This window comes from Methylobacterium sp. WL19 (assembly GCF_008040005.1).
In the GTDB taxonomy this organism is placed as follows: domain Bacteria; phylum Pseudomonadota; class Alphaproteobacteria; order Rhizobiales; family Beijerinckiaceae; genus Methylobacterium; species Methylobacterium bullatum.
Window position 1 is genome coordinate 1 of record NZ_VRVC01000116.1, and the last position, 16,004, is coordinate 16,004.

General features: G+C 69.8%; 15 protein-coding genes. 8 read left to right on the forward strand and 7 right to left on the reverse strand.

The window, feature by feature from the left end; translation table 11 throughout:
* Window positions 1-164: 164 nt before the first annotated feature.
* Window positions 165-911 carry a PIG-L deacetylase family protein gene (locus tag FV220_RS19440; RefSeq protein WP_147832925.1) on the forward strand — a complete coding sequence of 249 codons (747 nt, stop codon included), beginning with the start codon at window positions 165-167 and terminating at the stop codon, window positions 909-911.
* Window positions 908-1,756 (forward strand): galactosyltransferase-related protein, encoded by an 849-nt coding sequence (locus tag FV220_RS19445; protein WP_147832926.1) that lies wholly within the window; start codon window positions 908-910, stop codon window positions 1,754-1,756. Before FV220_RS19440 ends, FV220_RS19445 begins: the two co-directional genes overlap by 4 nt.
* Before the next feature lie 209 nt (window positions 1,757-1,965).
* On the opposite strand, the gene FV220_RS19455 is transcribed toward FV220_RS19445, so the two are convergent.
* The 4 genes from FV220_RS19455 to FV220_RS19470 all read right to left on the reverse strand — a co-directional run bounded on the left by FV220_RS19455 (window position 1,966) and on the right by FV220_RS19470 (window position 5,853).
* Entirely contained in the window at window positions 1,966-3,042 is a 1,077-nt protein-coding gene (locus FV220_RS19455; protein ID WP_147832927.1) for a glycosyltransferase, read from the reverse strand.
* Window positions 3,039-4,154, reverse strand: a complete 1,116-nt coding sequence (locus tag FV220_RS19460; protein WP_056149848.1) for a glycosyltransferase — start codon at window positions 4,152-4,154, stop codon at window positions 3,039-3,041. The genes FV220_RS19455 and FV220_RS19460 overlap by 4 nt, the downstream gene beginning before the upstream one ends.
* Window positions 4,147-5,256 (reverse strand): glycosyltransferase family 4 protein, encoded by a 1,110-nt coding sequence (locus FV220_RS19465; protein ID WP_018042271.1) that lies wholly within the window; start codon window positions 5,254-5,256, stop codon window positions 4,147-4,149. The genes FV220_RS19460 and FV220_RS19465 overlap by 8 nt, the downstream gene beginning before the upstream one ends.
* A 210-nt stretch (window positions 5,257-5,466) precedes the next feature.
* Window positions 5,467-5,853 (reverse strand): 4-oxalocrotonate tautomerase family protein, encoded by a 387-nt coding sequence (locus tag FV220_RS19470; protein WP_056150178.1) that lies wholly within the window; start codon window positions 5,851-5,853, stop codon window positions 5,467-5,469.
* A 114-nt stretch (window positions 5,854-5,967) separates the two neighbouring features.
* Here FV220_RS19470 and FV220_RS19475 point away from each other — a divergent pair, with 114 nt between their 5' ends.
* The 5 genes from FV220_RS19475 (at window position 5,968) to FV220_RS19495 (ending at window position 10,652) form a co-directional block, all read left to right on the forward strand.
* A complete protein-coding gene (locus FV220_RS19475; protein ID WP_147832928.1) occupies window positions 5,968-6,879 on the forward strand; it encodes a LysR substrate-binding domain-containing protein in 912 nt (303 codons plus the stop codon).
* Window positions 6,880-7,091: 212 nt separating this feature from the next.
* On the forward strand, window positions 7,092-7,391 hold the full coding sequence (locus FV220_RS19480) for a hypothetical protein (RefSeq protein ID WP_056149850.1): 300 nt from the start codon (window positions 7,092-7,094) through the stop codon (window positions 7,389-7,391).
* A gap of 338 nt (window positions 7,392-7,729) precedes the next feature.
* Window positions 7,730-9,199, forward strand: a complete 1,470-nt coding sequence (locus tag FV220_RS19485) for an HWE histidine kinase domain-containing protein (protein ID WP_147832929.1) — start codon at window positions 7,730-7,732, stop codon at window positions 9,197-9,199.
* A 132-nt stretch (window positions 9,200-9,331) separates the two neighbouring features.
* Window positions 9,332-9,937, forward strand: coding sequence for a sulfite oxidase-like oxidoreductase (locus tag FV220_RS19490; RefSeq protein WP_147832930.1), 606 nt, complete (start codon window positions 9,332-9,334; stop codon window positions 9,935-9,937).
* Window positions 9,930-10,652: an FAD-binding oxidoreductase gene (locus tag FV220_RS19495; RefSeq protein ID WP_147832931.1), complete on the forward strand. Its 723-nt coding sequence runs from the start codon at window positions 9,930-9,932 to the stop codon at window positions 10,650-10,652. The genes FV220_RS19490 and FV220_RS19495 overlap by 8 nt, the downstream gene beginning before the upstream one ends.
* Before the next feature lie 349 nt (window positions 10,653-11,001).
* On the opposite strand, the gene FV220_RS19500 is transcribed toward FV220_RS19495, so the two are convergent.
* Window positions 11,002-12,096, reverse strand: coding sequence for an NAD(P)/FAD-dependent oxidoreductase (locus FV220_RS19500; RefSeq protein WP_147832932.1), 1,095 nt, complete (start codon window positions 12,094-12,096; stop codon window positions 11,002-11,004).
* Between the two features lie 297 nt (window positions 12,097-12,393).
* On the opposite strand from FV220_RS19500, the gene FV220_RS19505 reads away from it, so the two are divergent.
* Window positions 12,394-14,109 (forward strand): DEAD/DEAH box helicase, encoded by a 1,716-nt coding sequence (locus FV220_RS19505; RefSeq protein ID WP_056149859.1) that lies wholly within the window; start codon window positions 12,394-12,396, stop codon window positions 14,107-14,109.
* A gap of 261 nt (window positions 14,110-14,370) precedes the next feature.
* On the opposite strand, the gene FV220_RS19510 is transcribed toward FV220_RS19505, so the two are convergent.
* Window positions 14,371-15,054, reverse strand: coding sequence for a hypothetical protein (locus FV220_RS19510; protein WP_147832933.1), 684 nt, complete (start codon window positions 15,052-15,054; stop codon window positions 14,371-14,373).
* Window positions 15,055-15,076: 22 nt separating this feature from the next.
* Window positions 15,077-16,004, reverse strand: a 928-nt coding sequence (locus FV220_RS19515) for a hypothetical protein (protein ID WP_147832934.1), incomplete at its 5' end; no start/stop codon positions are given.

Consider the following 16,004-nt stretch of genomic DNA (forward strand, 5'->3'; position numbering starts at 1 on the left):
CCTGAGGGTCGCCCAACCACCCCCACCTCCAACTCCTCCCCACAAGGGGGAGGAGGGCGGGGCGGTGCAGCCCGCGACATGTGTGAATGCCGTAGGGTCAGGAAACGGGTTCGGACAATCATGGCGATGGCGCTGCCATCCTTTCTCAGGGACTCCTCGCTTCCATGCATGCCGACGCCTTTCTCACCGCCGCCGAGAATCTCCCCGTGGCGGATCTCGATGCCCTCACCGATGGTGGTGGGCTCGTCGTCGTCGCCCCGCACCCGGATGACGAGAGCCTCGGATGCGGGGGCCTGATCGCCGAGGCCTGCGCACGCGGGCGCGACGTGCGGCTCGTCATCGTCAGCGACGGCTGCGGCTCGCACACCCATTCCGCCCTCTATCCGCCGCTCCGCCTGCGGGCGCTGCGCGAGGAGGAGACACTGGAAGCGGTGGCAGCGCTCGGCCTCGCCCCCGCCAACGTCACGTTCCTGCGCCTGCCCGATGCGGGGGTGCCGAGCCGCGGCCCCGAGGCGCAGGCGGCGGCGGATGTGGTGGCGTCCGTGGCCAAAGAGAGCGGGGCCGGCGCGGTCTGCGTGACCTGGGCGCACGATCCCCATTGCGATCATCAGGCGGCGGCCGCCATCGTCCGGCTCGCCCAGGCGAAGCTCGGCGCGACGAAGGCCTTCGCCTATCCGGTCTGGGGCTGGACCCTGCCGCAGGGCACGGAGGTCGGCGCGCCTCCGTCGGGCTACCGCCTCGATGTCGGCAAGCATGTGGAGGCGAAGGCGCGGGCCGTGGCGGCGCATAGCTCGCAGACCACCGACCTCATTTCCGACGACCCGACGGGGTTCCGCCTCGCGCCGGAGATGATCGCGCGCTTCCTCGGCCCCTACGAGATCTTCGTCGCGATGCCGGCGGACGCCGCATGAGCACGACCGTCATCACGCTGAACAAGGGCCGCGACGCGCATCTGGCGCGCCTGCTCGAAGGGCTCGGCCGGGGCACGCATCCGGCCGAATGCATCGTGGTGGAGATGGGGGCGAACCCCGCCCCCCTCCCCGATCACGGCTTTCCCATCCGCCGCATCGACCTGCCGAGCACGGGCCTGCCGCTGGCCCGTGCCCGCAACGCCGGGCGCCGCGCGGCCTGCGGCGATCACCTGATCTTCCTCGATGTGGATTGCATTCCCTCGGGCGATCTCGTCGCCAGCCTCGACGCGGATCTCGGACAGGCCGACGGGCTGATCTGCTGCGAGGTGAGCTACCTGCCCGCGAGAGCGGTCGACGACGGCTGGACCGAGGCGGGGTTGCGCGCCGTGGGGCATACCCATCCGGTGCGCAGCTTCCCGGCTGCGGGCCTCGCCCGCACCGACAATCCCGGCCTGTTCTGGTCCCTCGCCTTCGGCGTCCGGGCCACGACCTTCGACCGGATCGGCGGGTTCGACGAGGCCTTCGACGGCTACGGCGCCGAGGATACCGACCTCGCCTTCCGGGCCGATGCGGCCGGCATCCCGATCCTGTTCAGCGCGGGCGGCCAAGCCTTCCACCAGTATCACGGGGCTTTCGACCCGCCGCTCCAGCATTTTTCCGACATCATCGCCAACGCCACCCGCTTCCACGCCCGCCACGGGCTCTGGCCCATGGACGGCTGGCTCGATTCCTTCGCGCGCCTGGGGTTGCTGCCGCCGACCTGGCGCGAGGCGCCGACGATCCTGCGCATGCCGACAGTGGACGAGATGGACGCCGCGCGGGTGCCGCTGGACCGGCCTTTTTAGGTATTGGTGCAGAACCGCTGGCGGCTTTGCTTTCAGACGTCGAGGGCTGGTTCATCCCACCAATCCACCTCATCCTGAGGTGCCGGCGCGCAGCGAAGGCCTCGAAGGAGCCCTCCAGTGGTCGATGCGATCCCTGGAAGCCTCCTTCGAGGCCGCTCCGCGGCACCTCAGGATGAGGTAAAGGCTTGGAACAGCGCCTCAAACGGGCGCTAGACCAAAGGCGCGCGTCGGCGCTCGATGCCCGCGATGACCTCTTCGATGATCGCAACCGTGCGACCGATGGCGTCGGCCTGCACCAACCCGCCGATCACTGACGGATCCAGCGCGAGGCCCGCCTGGATCAATGCCGGCCAGTCCGAGGCGTCCGGCCATGCGGTGCGGACGATAGCCGCGCCGAGAGCCGCCAGGGATTCCGCTTTCGCCGTCTGTTCGTCGAAGGCACGGGGTTCCGGCAGGCAGAGGAAGCGCTTGGCCCGTGTCGCCACCGCCGCGACGACGCCGTCGCCGCCGCCACCGACCACGAGGGCGGCACGGTCGAGATAGGGGCCGGTCTCGGCGACCCAGCCGTGGAGATGCAGGTTCGGCGGGGCGTCGGTCGCGAGAGGCTCCACCGGACCGAGCACGTGCCACTGCCGGTCGGGGATGGCGCGGGCCGCCGCCGCGAGGTCGGAGGCCGAGCCGCCGGTCCCGCCCCGCCCGTAGATCACCGCGATGGAGCCGTCATCGGGCGCGCTTGCCTTGGGGGCATCCGCAAGGAAGCCGGCATAGAGGGTCTTCGCCCGCACCCAATCGGGCGTTCCGGCCGTTTCGATCTCGGGCGGGTTGAAGGCCAGCAGGCGCTCGGCCGAGCGGAAGCCTTCGAGATGCGGAATATCGGTGCGGTTCCCGGCCAGGCGCACCACCAGGGTCGGCACCGACAGGAGCCGCGCGAGGAGCGTCACCTCCACCGACACGTCGACGATGAGCAGGGCCGGATCGTGCTCGGCCATCCAGGCGGCTAGCCTCCCCATCCGGGCGCGGATGCGGTCGATCCCCACGGGGACATAGTGGAAGCAGTCCGGCCGGATCGCCTCGCCGTCCTGGCCGTCGAATCCGGTGAGCCGGTCGTCGGGCAGGTCGAGGATCGCGCCGTTGGCGGTCGAGGTGTCGATGTCGGCCAGGGTGCCGATGAGGGTCACGGGCCGGTCCAGGCGGGCGGCGATGAGATTCGCCCGCTGCCAGTGACCGGCGCCCTGATGATGGACGTAGTAGCCGACGGGACGCCGGTGCGCCGCCGCCTCGCTCACGCGACGCGGGCCCTGGGCCTGTCGATCAGCCGGGCGAGCAGGGCGTCGAGCCCCGCGATGGCCTCGTCGAGGGGCACGTGCGCCGGCTCGGGCGCGATCTCGCCGACCCGTTCGCCCACGCGCTCGGCGAAGGCGATGGCGTTGACGCAAGAGCCCGGATCGATGGCGGCGATGTCCTCGGCCGAGATTCCGAGCGCCCGCAGCCCGGCTTCCGGGCCGCCCTTGGCGCTCCAGGCGAGGCGGAACGCGCGCTGGCGCTCGATCACCGCGAGCCAATGGCCCGCCGGCGGCAGGAGGTAATCCTCCTCGCCCGCGACGACGCGGGCGCGGCGGGCCATCTCGGTGGCCATCCCGCCGGTGACGCGGCCGGTGCCGCGATCGGAGACGGAGATCGAGACACGGGGGCAATGGCGCACGCGGCCGCCCGCGAGGCGGACCTTGGCGACCAGCGCGTTGTCCTCGCCGCAGGGAATCGCGGGCAGTCCGCCGACCTCGCGGTAGAGCGCGGCGCGCAGCGCCAGGCTCGCCGCCACATGGTCGCCGTGGCGGGGCGCCGGATCGTGGGCGGGGGGATCGATGGCCTCTTCGAGGGCGCGCACCGCGACCCAGTATTGCTCGATCCGGCGATGCAGCGCGTGGATCTCCGGGTCCCGGTTCTCGCTCTCCTCCGTCTCGATGACGAGGCGGCCGCCCACGAGTTCGGCATGCTCCAGGGCCGCCAGATTGGCGCGGGCCCAGCCGGGCGCGGCGACGGCATCCGCATCGGTGCTGAGGAGGACGGCATCCTGCACACCATCGGCGTCCAGCCAGTCGGCCCCGGCATCGAGCGCCATCCGGCGGGCCGTGCCCACATGGGCCACCTCGCGCGGCACCACGGCCTCGATCACCCGGAGGTCGAGATGGCGCGTCTCGCCGTTGCGCTCCATCTCGCGGATCAGCGACACGGTTTCGTCGGTGCAATTGTTGGCCAGGATCACGACGCGCAGCAGCGCGCCGTCTCCCGAACCGATCTGCCGGTCGAGGGAGCGCACGAGGCGCGGCATCACCTCGGCTTCGTTGCGGGCGGGGACGCAGACGACGGCCCGGCCGAGGGAAAGCGGGCTGTTACGCATTGTCGAGCAGGGGTGCGCGAGCGCCGGCCGGGACCGGACGGACGGAGACGGGGGTCGACCAGCGGCGGATTTCGGCATGGTACATCGCCTCGTAGCGGTCGGTCATGGTGTCGGCGTCGAAGAGGTGCTCGGCCCGGCGGCGGCAATCGTGCCGGTCGAGGCGGATGGCGCGGGACAGCGCCCGCCCGAGATCCACCGGATCGTCGGCCTGGGCGAGAACGCCCGACGTCTCGTCGAGAATGTCGGGGATGGCGCCGCGGGCGAAGGCCGCCACCGGCGTGCCGCAGGCCAGGAACTCGGCCAGGACGAGGCCGAACGGCTCCTCCCATCGCGGCGTGCACAGGGCCACATGGGCCTCGCCGACGCGGCGGGCGAGTTCGGCATGGCCGAGATGGCCGAGATAGGTGATGTCCGGGCCGAGGCGGGGGGCGATCTCGGCGTCCCAATAGGCGCGGTTGCTCTGCGGACCGGCGAATTTCAGGGGGATGCCGGCGACGCGGGCGGCATCGATGGCCAGATGCGGCCCCTTCTCGGGCACGAGGCGTCCCATCCAGATCGCATGGGGCTCGCCCTTGGGGACGGGCGAATAGGCGAAGGCGTCGAGATCGATGCCGTTGCCGATCACCAGCGGCTCGTCGAGGAAGGGCAGCCACTCGCGCGCCAGGGATTCCGAGACGGCGGCGAAGGTCATGTCGTCCGCCCGCGCCTTCACGCCGCGCACGAAGGGCTCGAAGGGCGGCGTGTGCAACGCCGTCACCATCGGCGCGCCGAGATCGCGGGCGCGCAGCAACGGCAGGTAATGCAGGCTGTTGTTGTGGATGATGTCGAAGTCGCCGCGCGCCACATCCGCCACCATCGCCTCGTAGGCGGCGAGTTCGGCGCGGTCGATCCGCAGTCCGGACTCGTCGTCGACGGCACTGCCCGTGGGCGGGCAGACCGCCTTGAGGCAGCCACGCGCGTCCGACCCTTCGGACGCGTAGAGCGTCACGCTGTGGCCGCGGGCACGCAGGGTGCTCGCGAGCAGATGCGTGTGCATCTCGAGCCCTCCGGAGAAGGGCTGGGCGATGGGGTATTTCAGGTGAGCGAGGAGGGCGATCTTCACGGGGCTGCAGACATCACTTCTCGAGTGTCCTACGCCGCGAGTGACGCGGCCGACGGACACTGGAGTGCCACCACGGTCTCGTTCGACGCGACAGTGAGGCCGACGTAGACCTCTACCGTGTCCATTTAGGGCGCCGCAGGTGAACGCCGACAGAACGACCTCGTCGATATCGCGATTGTCCGAACCCGTACCGTTCCGGCAGGCGCGCTCTTAGCGTGCGAGCCGCCGGTGCTCCTGCGTCAGGCCGTCGTAGCCCCAGGCATCGGCCGCGATCTCCTGGACCACCACATAGGTGGCGAGCGGCAAGGCCTCACCGAGCACCCGATGCAGCAGGGCGTTGGCCTCGGCAATGAAGCGGGCCTTCTCCTCGGCGTCGTTGGTGCCGGCGGTGATGGCCGCCTGGACATGCGCCGCGACTTCGACCGGCCGCCCTCCCACCTGCCAGCCTGACGCGGGCACCTCCTCGACGAGCACGGCCGTGAGATCCGGGTTCTTTCCCAGAATGTCGGCCATGAGCGCCGTCACTCCGCTCTGCAGGCGGCCGACCCGATCCGCCCCGATGCCCGACCCTGCGATTGTCACATTCACGAACGGCATGACGCTCTTCTCCTCGCTCCATCGCGAACGATCCGCGATTGACGAGAAGAGATTGCCCCGACAGGATCGTTAGGAAAATCTCGTAATTCCGAACCGATCGTTTGGCAAAACTCAATGTCTCTGCCGGTCAACCTCGACATGGACGTGTTGCGGTCCTTCGTGACCGGGATCGAGCTCGGCAGCTTCGCCAGGGCGGCGTCACGGCTCGGCCGCTCGCCGTCGGCGATCAGCCTGCAATTGCGCAAGCTGGAGGATCAGGTCGGCCAGCAACTCGTGCAGAAGCACGGGCGCGGGCTCGTCCTCACCGAAGCGGGTGAGATGCTGCTGGGCTATGCCCGCAGGCTGCTCGACCTGAACGATGCCGCGCTCAGTGCGGTCGGTTCCCCGGCTTTGTCCGGCCGGGTCCGGATCGGCCTGCCGCAGGATTTCGCCGAGACCTGGCTTCCGGAGACCCTCGGGCGCTTCGCGCGCCTGCATCCCGGCGTCAGGATCGACGCGCATGTGGACCGGAACGCGACCCTGCGTTCGCGCCTGGACGAGGGCCAGCTCGACCTCGCGCTCCTCTGGGACGAGGACGGGGGCGAGCGGGACGGCGCCGTCATCGGAACCCTGCCGATGGCCTGGATCGGACCGCGTCACGGCGTCACGCCGGGCACCGACCACCCAATCCCCCTGGTCCTATTCGGATCGCCCTGCATTTTCAGGCACGCCGCCCTGAACGCCCTCGACGCGGCGGCGATCCCCTGGCGGATCTCGTTCAGCAGTCCGGGTCTCGCGGGCCTGTGGGCCGCCGTCTCGGCGGGTCTCGGCCTGACCGTCCGCACACCCCACGGCCTGCCCGCCGCGCTCACGGCGCTCGACCCGGAGGAGTCCGGCCTGCCCCGGCTGCCGTCTCTCTCCCTTCACCTGCTCGAGGCTCGGACGAGGTCCGACCCGGCCGTGGAGCGTCTCGCCGCGCTCCTCACGGATGTTCTCACCGTCGCCATCGGCGAAATGGATCATGCGACCAATGTCGCACCGCATTGACAATCCCGCCAATAGATCTTCCGCGCCGACGATCTTGTGCAGCGCAAAACGAAGAGCGCAAACAACGGCGCACCGCACCACCTGACCGATAAGCTTGTCCTTTCCCGCCTATGGAAATTTGTCTTTCCATGACCGGGACGATTCAGAAAAACAGGGGAACGAATGAAGCCCCGCTCCCGTTGTGAGGGCAGAACTACTTCCTGGAGGAATAGATGCGACAGATTTCCAAGCTCGTCGGCGCCGGCGCCATCGTGATGCTCAGCTCGGCAATGGCCATCGCCGCCCCCTGCGCGACCGGCTCCACGGCGGACGGGAAAGCGGCCATGAACGACAAGAGCTCGAAGGTCGATCCTGCCGCCACCGGCAACGTGAGCCCCGGCGCGAAGGCCGAGTCGCCCGGCACCGTCGGCGCCATGAACAATGTCGGCGCCAACACGGCGACCTCGGCGTCCGACGTCGCCAAGCAGCAGGACGGCAAGCCCACCGCCGCCGACGCCGCCAAGGGCTGCTGAAACCCCACTTTCCGATCATCAAGGACGCCCGCCCGGTTCGACCGTGGCGGGCGTTCCGCGTTTGAAGGGTCGGAGAATCGTCGACCGTGGCGATCCCGACGCGGTTCGACACACCACGACCAAGACCTCGACGAATGTATGCAAACATACATTAGACGGGGCGAAATCAATGTTTCGCGAAGTCATCTCGCTCGCGCCGACCGATAAGTCGAGATGAAGCCTTGCCTGTTCTTTGCTCGGGCGTACAACGAATCCTGTCCGAATCGCTTTTTGGCGAACGGGTCCGGTTGTATGTCGAGGCGACGCGTGAGGCATTCAATCATCCTGGACGTCGCGCGGTGATCCGAGTTTCCGAACAGGATCGGATCGCCTTGGAAATCGCCCGTACCGTCGACGGGCCCGATCCCTTCGCCGCGGCCTTGCGCGCGACGCGGATGCCGATGGTCATCGCCGACCCCAACCAGCCCGACATGCCGGTCGTGTTCGTGAATACCGCGTTCGAGCGGGCCACGGGTTTCTCGCGCGAGGAGGTCCTCGGCCGCAACTGCCGGTTCCTGCAAGGACCCCTGACGGACCCGGCGGATGTCGCCCGCATTCGCGAAGCCATCGCCAAAGGCGTCCCGATCGAGATCGACCTTCTCAACCATCGCAAGAACGGCGACGTCTTCTGGAACCGGCTTCTCATCGCGCCGGTCTTCGATTCGAACCGCCGGGTCGCCTACTTCTTCGCCTCACAGCTCGACGTGACGCTGGAGCGGGACCGCCTCGTCCGGCTGCAGGAGGACCGCGATGCCCTGGAGACCGAGGTCGAGCGCCGGAGACAGGAGCTTCGCCGCAGCGAGACCAACCTGCGTTTCGCGCTCAGTGCCGGCCGGCTCGGTTCCTGGACCCTCGATCTCGTCGACATGACGCTGGAGACGTCGGATCATTTCCGGATGAATTTCGGGCGGGATCCCGACGCGCCGCTCAGCTACGACGAGCTGCTCGCCACGATCCATTCCGGCGACCGCGAACGGATGCTGGCAGAGGTGCGCCGCTGCATCGAGCGGAACGTCGATTACGACATCGAGTATCGGGTGATCGCGCCGTCCGGCGACCTGCGCTGGGTCCATATCCGCGGCCAGACCTTCTACCGCGCCGATGGAACGCCCCTCAGCATGGCCGGCATCTCCCTCGACATCACCGAGCGCAAGCATGCGGAGGAGTATCGCAGCCTGCTCGCGGGCGAGTTGACCCATCGGGTCAAGAACACCCTGACGCTCATCCAGTCGATCATCCGGCAGACCCTGCGCACCGCGCCCTCCCTCGAAGAGGCCGGCCAAACCCTCGAAGCGCGGGTGGTGTCCCTGGCCGCGGCGAACGACGTCCTGACCGAAGAGGCCTGGGACAGCGCCTCCATCGCCGATATCGCGGACCGCGCGCTGACCCCGTTCCAGAGCGAGGGGCGGGAGCGCGTCGACCTCGACGGCGGCGAGATCAGGCTGCCGCCGCGCGGCGCCCTGGCCTTGGCGATGGCGCTGCACGAACTCGCCACCAACGCGGTGAAATACGGCGCCCTGTCGAACGATACCGGACGGGTCCGGCTGTCCTGGAGCCTCCTCGACGGCACCGCGCCGCACGACTTCCGCGTCACCTGGCAGGAAACGGGCGGGCCGCCGGTGGCGGTGCCGACGCGGGCGGGGTTCGGCTCGCGGCTGATCGAGCGCGCCTTCGCCCAGGAAATCGACGGCACCGCGACCATCACGTACCGGCCGGAAGGGATCCTGTTCGTCGCCGAGGGTATCCTGCCGGGGCGTCTGCAGGACTGAGCAGGTTCCTATCGCGGAACCGGCGGCCGGTTCCGCTAAACCTGCTCGGGGCGAGCATCCGGGCGCGGCTTGACCCGCTCGGGCCGAAGCTCGAAGACGGACGGGGACGCAAGCGCGCGGACGGAGACGGGCATGGCGACACGCGGTTTCACGGGACGACGGCCGCCGGACGCGACGGGCGAGCGGCTTCCTCCGGGCCAGTATCTCGAACAGGACTTTCCGGTCCTGCAGATCGGTCCGAATCCGCGCATCGACATGGAGAGCTGGAGCTTCACCCTGCGCGAAGGCTCGCGGCCCCTGAAGAGCTGGAACTGGGCGGAATTCTCCGCCCTCCCCCGGACCTCCTGGCGCGGCGACATCCATTGCGTGACGAAATGGTCCAAGTTCGACACGGGCTGGGAAGGCGTCAGCATCGACGACATCCTCGCCGCCGCCGGGATCTCGGCCCCCACCGAGTTCCTGCTCGCGGAAGGCTATGACGACTACACCACCAACGTGCCGGTGGCCGATCTCGCCGGCCCCAAGGCGATGGTGGCGACCCATTACGAGGGCAAGCCGATCGAGCCCGATCACGGCGGCCCGGCCCGACTCCTCGTGCCGCATCTGTATTTCTGGAAGAGCGCCAAATGGGTGAAGGGCCTGCGCTTCACCAGGAAGGACGAGGGCGGTTTCTGGGAATTGCGCGGCTACCACATGTACGGCGATCCCTGGCGCGAGCAGCGCTTCACCGGTGATTGATCCGGCGGCACGGCCCCTCCCCTGGCAGACCGCCACGCTCCTTGCCATCGAACCGGTGACGCGGCGGGTGAAGAGCTACCGGTTCCGGATCGATTTCGACCGGCCGATGCTGGCCGGGCAGCATGTGGACGTGCGCCTGACGGCTCCCGACGGCTACCAGGCCCAGCGCAGCTACTCCATCGCCTCGGCGCCGGGCGCGGACGGCACGATCGAACTGATGATCGAGGGCCTGCCCGATGGCGAGGTTTCGGGCTTCTTCGATTCCGTGGCCGAGATCGGCGACACGATCGAGCTGCGCGGCCCCATCGGCGGCTCGTTCGTCTGGCGCCCGGAGGATGGCGGCCCCCTCCTCCTCGTGGGCGGCGGCTCCGGCGTGGTGCCGCTGCTGGCGATGCTGCGCCATCGCGCGGCGGCCGCGCCCGAGGTACCCGCCCTGCTGCTGTACTCCGTGCGCGATGCGGCCGAGACGATCGCCGCGGAGGAACTGGCCCTTCGCGCACGCGACGAGCCGCATTTCGACCTGATGCTGAACCTGACGCGGGCCGGTGGCCGCCGCGTCGACGGGGCGATGATCGGCGACGCCCTGGACCGGCTCGGTGCTCCGCGCCACGTCTATATCTGCGGCGGAAACGCCTTCGTCGGAAACGCGGCGGACCTGCTGGTCGATGCCGGGCTCGAACCGGGCCGTATCAGGACCGAACGTTTCGGCGGCTGATCCGAAGGGGCGGGCGAACGCTGGCGGGCCGGGCGCGCCCTACGCCCAATGGCGGGCCCACAATGCCACGCCCCCGCCGACGGCGAGGGCCAGGAGCGGGGTCACCACAAAGGCGACGAATTGGATCTCGGTCATGGCGTCAGGCCCGACACTGAATGTCCGAAAGATCGCGACGCCCAGCAGGAGTGTCAACGGGCCGACGCCCCGCCCTCAAGCCTACGATTGTCACACATCGCGCGGGATGCGCAGGTCCCTTCTCCTGAAAGGAGAGGGAGCGCGTTGCGACTTATGCCAAACCCTCTCGGATCGAGGGAACAGCCGCCGAGCGGATTGATGAATCCCGTGGCCCTCAGGCCTCGGCCCCGACCAGCCGGTCCGCCACCTCCTCGGCCAGCGACAGGCTCGAGGTCAGTCCGGGGCTCTCGATGCCGAACAGGTGGACGAGGTGCGGCAGGCCGTGCTCGGCCGGTCCGTCGACGACGAAATCCGCCGCCGGCTCCCCCCGTCCGGTGAGTTTGGGGCGGATGCCGGCGTAATCCGGCGTCAGCGCATGATCGGGCAGCCCCGGCCAGTAGCGCCGGATGGCGTGGGTGAAGGCCTCGGCGCGGCCTGGATCGACGACGTAATCCGGCACCTCCACCCATTCCACGTCCGGCCCGAAGCGCATCCGACCGGCCAGATCGAGGGTGAGATGGATGCCGAGGCCCCCTTCCATCGGGGCGGGATAGATCAGCCGCGAGAAGGCCGGGCGGCCGAAGCAGCCGAAATAGCTGCCCTTGGCGAGGACCTGCCTCGGGATCCGCGCGGGCGGATAAGGCTCGACCGCCCGCGCCACCGCCTGCGCGCCGAGGCCGGCGGCGTTGACGACGGCATCGAAGGACAGTTCATCACCGCAGACCTCGACCCGCCAGCCCCCGTCATCGCGCCGGATCGCCCCGACCGGTGCATGGAAAGCGATGGCCCCGCCCGCATCCTCGATGTCGCCCTGCAGGGCCAGCATCAGGGCATGGCTGTCGACGATGCCGGTCTCGGGCGAATGCAAGGCCGCGATGCAGGCGAGGTTCGGCTCCAGCGCACGGGCCTCCCGACCCTCCAGAAGAACGAGGCCCTCGACGCCGTTGGCCCGGCCGCGCTCGGCGATTCCCTCCAGGGCGGCCCGCTCGTTCTCGGAGGTGGCGACGATGAGCTTTCCCGGCCGCGCATGGGGCACGCCGTGGCTCCGGCAGAACTCGTAGAGCATCCGCCGGCCCCGCGTGCAGTGCCGCGCGCGAGAGGAGCCGGCGGGGTAGTACATCCCGCCATGGATCACCTCCGAACTGCGCGAGGACACGCCGGTCCCGATCGCGCCCTCGGATTCGGCGACGACGACCGAATGCCCGCGCCGGCCGAGGACCCGCGCCAACGCGAGCCCGACGATTCCAGCGCCGATGACGAGCACGTCCATCTACGGTTCCTGCATCCACGGTTCCTGCCCGGGGGCCGACGACCGGGAGAGGATAGCCGATCAGGACGGAGAACGGCCAGACGACGGGAGGACCGGCGGGCACGCACTTTCGGATATACGCAAACCACGCTTGGAAGCATTGCAGCATGGGGCGTGGCGTCGGGGCGGTATTGCCGCTAGAAGCGACCTCTCCGTAACCGAACGAGGCCGGACCCACGACCGGATGAAGCGACGTCGCCACTCAGGGTGACTCGAATCCGCAGGGTTTGCCTTGTCTGCCTGCAAGGCCTCTGCCCCGTGCCCTTTCCTACCCTGCCGGCCCCGCTCGTCCGAGCGCTCGAGGCCCGCAACTACGAAGACCCGACCCCCGTCCAGAGTGCCGTGATCGAGGCGGCGGCCCAGGGCCGCGACCTTCTCGTCTCGGCCCAGACCGGCTCCGGCAAGACCGTGGCCTATGGCCTCGCCTTCGCCGAGACGCTTCTGGGCGATGCCGAACGGCTGGAGCCGGCCGGTCCGCCCCTGGCCCTGGTCATCGCACCGACGCGCGAACTCGCGCTTCAGGTCCAGCGCGAGCTCGAATGGCTCTATGCCGAGACCGGCGCCCGCGTCATCGCCTGCGTCGGCGGCATGGACCCGCGCCGCGAGAGCCGGGCCCTCGCCGAGGGCGCCCATATCGTCGTCGGCACGCCGGGCCGCCTGCGCGACCATCTGGAGCGGCGCAACCTCGCCACCCAGAACCTGCGCGTCGCCGTCCTCGACGAGGCCGACGAGATGCTCGATCTCGGCTTCCGGGACGACCTCGAATTCATCCTCTCGGTGACACCGAAGGAGCGGCGCACGCTGCTTTTCTCCGCGACCCTGCCGAAGGCGATCGCGAGTCTCGCCGAGCGCTACCAGAACGACGCCCTGCGCATCGCCGTGAAGGGCCAGGAGCGCGGCCATACCGACATCACCTACCGCGCCGTGCGGGTGGTGCCGCGCGAGATCGAGCATGTGGTGGTCAACACCCTGCGCTACACCGATGCGCCCACCGCCATCGTCTTCTGCAACACCCGCAACGCCGTGCGGCACCTCCAGGCGGTGCTCACCGAGCGCGGCTTCTCGGCCGTGGCCCTGTCGGGCGAACTCGGCCAGGGCGAGCGCAACGCCGCGCTCCAGGCCCTCCGTGACGGCCGCGCCAAGGTCTGCGTCGCCACCGATGTCGCGGCCCGCGGCATCGACCTGCCGACCGTGAGCCTCGTCATCCACGCCGACCTGCCGCACGACGCCGAGGTGCTGCAGCACCGCTCCGGCCGGACCGGGCGCGCGGGCCGCAAGGGCACCAGCGTCCTGCTGATCCCGGCCTCGAAACGCCGCCGCGCCGAGCAGATGTTCGCCATCGCCAAGGTCAATGCCGAATGGGCCGCCCCGCCCACGGCCGACGAGATCCGTCGCCTCGACGGCGAGCGCATGTGGCAGGACCCGCTCTTCACCGAGACACCGGCCGAGGAAGACCTCGCCATGGGCGAGGCGCTGCTCGCCCAGCGCACGCCGCAGGAACTCGCCGCCGCCCTCGCCAAGATCTACCGCGCCCGCCTGCCCGAGCCCGAGGACGTCACCGATCCGGGTGCCGGCCCCGAGCGCAAGGAGCGCAAGGTCTACGACCCCGCCGATTCGGCGCGGATCGATGCGGAAGGCCCCTCGGTCTGGTTCCGGCTCAATCTCGGCCGGCGCGACAACGCCGATCCGCGCCGCCTCCTGCCGATGCTGACCCGTCGCGGCAATATCGGCCGCCAGGAGATCGGCGCCATCCGCATCTTCGACCGGGAGACCAAGTTCGAGATCCGGGGTGGCGCCGCCTCGCGCTTCGCCGCCACCTTCGCCAAGAACGGCTCGCCGGAAATCCAGGTCGAGGCGCTGCTCGGCGGCGAGCCCGACCGCGAGGCCGAGGGCCCGAAGGGCTTCAAGAGCCCCCGCGCCGCCCGCCACGAGCGCGAAGCCGGCAAGAAGCCGCCGCAGCGCCGTCCGCGCTGAACGCTTCTTCTCTCCCTCGTCCCGTGTGCGGCTACGGCATTCCCGCATGTCGGGGGATGCGCTGTCCTCCCCTCCTCCCCCTTGTGGGGAGGAGTTGGAGGTGGGGGTGGTTGGGTGACCCTCGACGGGCAGAGGCTAGCGGCGCCACCCCCACTCCTGACCTCTCTCCACAAGGGGGAGAGGGACGCCGTCTGCTTGTCAAAGCAGAGGTATGAAGCCAGCCGCTCAAGGGGAAAGAGCAGTACCGGCGAGCCCGCTCCGTCACTCGAACGACGCCGTGACGAACCGGTCCATCTCGTTCGCGGGCCGGTAGGGCTCCCGGCGCAGGGTCACGGAGCGTCCCGTGAAATCCGGGTCGTCCTCCCGCACCGCCTGGACCTTGCCGTCCGGTGAGACCCGGCTGAACGAGAAGAGCGAGACCGCGAGGTTGTCGAAGGCGGCTTCGGTGGACCGGAACCGGCCGGGGGCACCGTTCGCCCGCTCGAACAGCCGCAGCACCTCCCGCGCCTTCAGCGTAAAGATCCGTTCGTTCCGAAAATGCGTCTCGGCATGCCGCGCCTCGACCGTCACGCCGTCCAATCGGCCGTCGCGGTATTCCAGAAGGATCGGCGTGCGGTCCTTCTCGAGGTTCTGCCGGTCCAGGCTCACCAGATCGGTGGCGGCTTGCCTCATGGCCGAGATGTCGGCCGCCGACAGGGATGGACCCAGCTTGGCGATCATGGCGTCCACATCGGCGGCGGCCTGCGCACCTCGGATGAGCGGCGAGGGCGCACCGTAGACCGGGTCCGCCACCGCCGCGACCTCCTCCGGCGTGAGGCCGAAGACGAGGCGACCGATCCCGATACGAGGCGCCACCAGCCAGTCGGGATTCATGACGGTCCCCTGGCGACCAGGCGGGCCGGCGAGGGCCGAGGCTGCCGCGAGGAGACAGGCCAGGACTGCCATGCACCGTCGCATGGCTCGCCCGTCAGAACTGGTTCGGCAGGTTTTTCACGGCATTGCCGAGGGCTTCCACGCTCTCGGCGATCTTGCGGCCGGCCGGGGCGAGGGACGGCACCTTCAGGCCGAAGATCTCGCTCTGTTCGGGTTCCGGCGCGGCGGCGGGGGCCGCTGCGGGTTCGGCGCTGGCCTCCTGCACGGGCTTGGCCGCCTTGACCGGCTTGGGCTTTGCCGCCGCCACGCTGGGCTTGGCGGCGGCGGGTTTCGCCACGACGCTGGCGGCGGGCTTGACCGGCTCGGCCTTGGTCCGGGCGGGCTCGGCGGGAAGCGACGCGAAACTGATCTCGGCCGAGCGAGCCTTGATCGTCTGGGCCGCGCTCGGGGCGATCACGGCGGCGACGCGGTTCGGCACGATGGGCGAGAGCGCGTTGGGCGGCAGGGCGAGACTCACCGGCTCGATCGGCGGCAATGCCTTCGAGCGCGGCACTTCGGCCTTGACGACGGGGGGAACGGGCGTCGCCGCCGCCAGCGTCACCGGAGCTTCGACCGTCGCGGGCGCTTCGACCTTGGCAGCGGCTTCGACCTTGGCAGCGGCCTGGACCGATGCGGGGCTCTGGACCTTCGCAGACGTCTCGGCCGTCGCCGGCTCCTCGACGAGGGCACGCCTTTCCACGAGTTGGATACCGGGATCACGGGGCGGCACGGACGATCCGGTGGCCGAGGCCAGGGCCGGCACGCCGTCGCGCAGGTCGGGCCAATCGGCGGCTTTGGCTTGGGGGCCTTGCGCCTTCTGCATCTGGTAGAGGTTCGGCCGCACCACCTGCGGGCCGGCGAGGCTGCCCATCGCCGAATAGGCCGCGTAGGACAGGCCGGCCACGGCCACGCAGCCGAGCGTCCCGAGGGCGATCGTGCGACCGCGTGCGGCGGGCTTCGCCACGGGCTTCACCGGCCGCGCC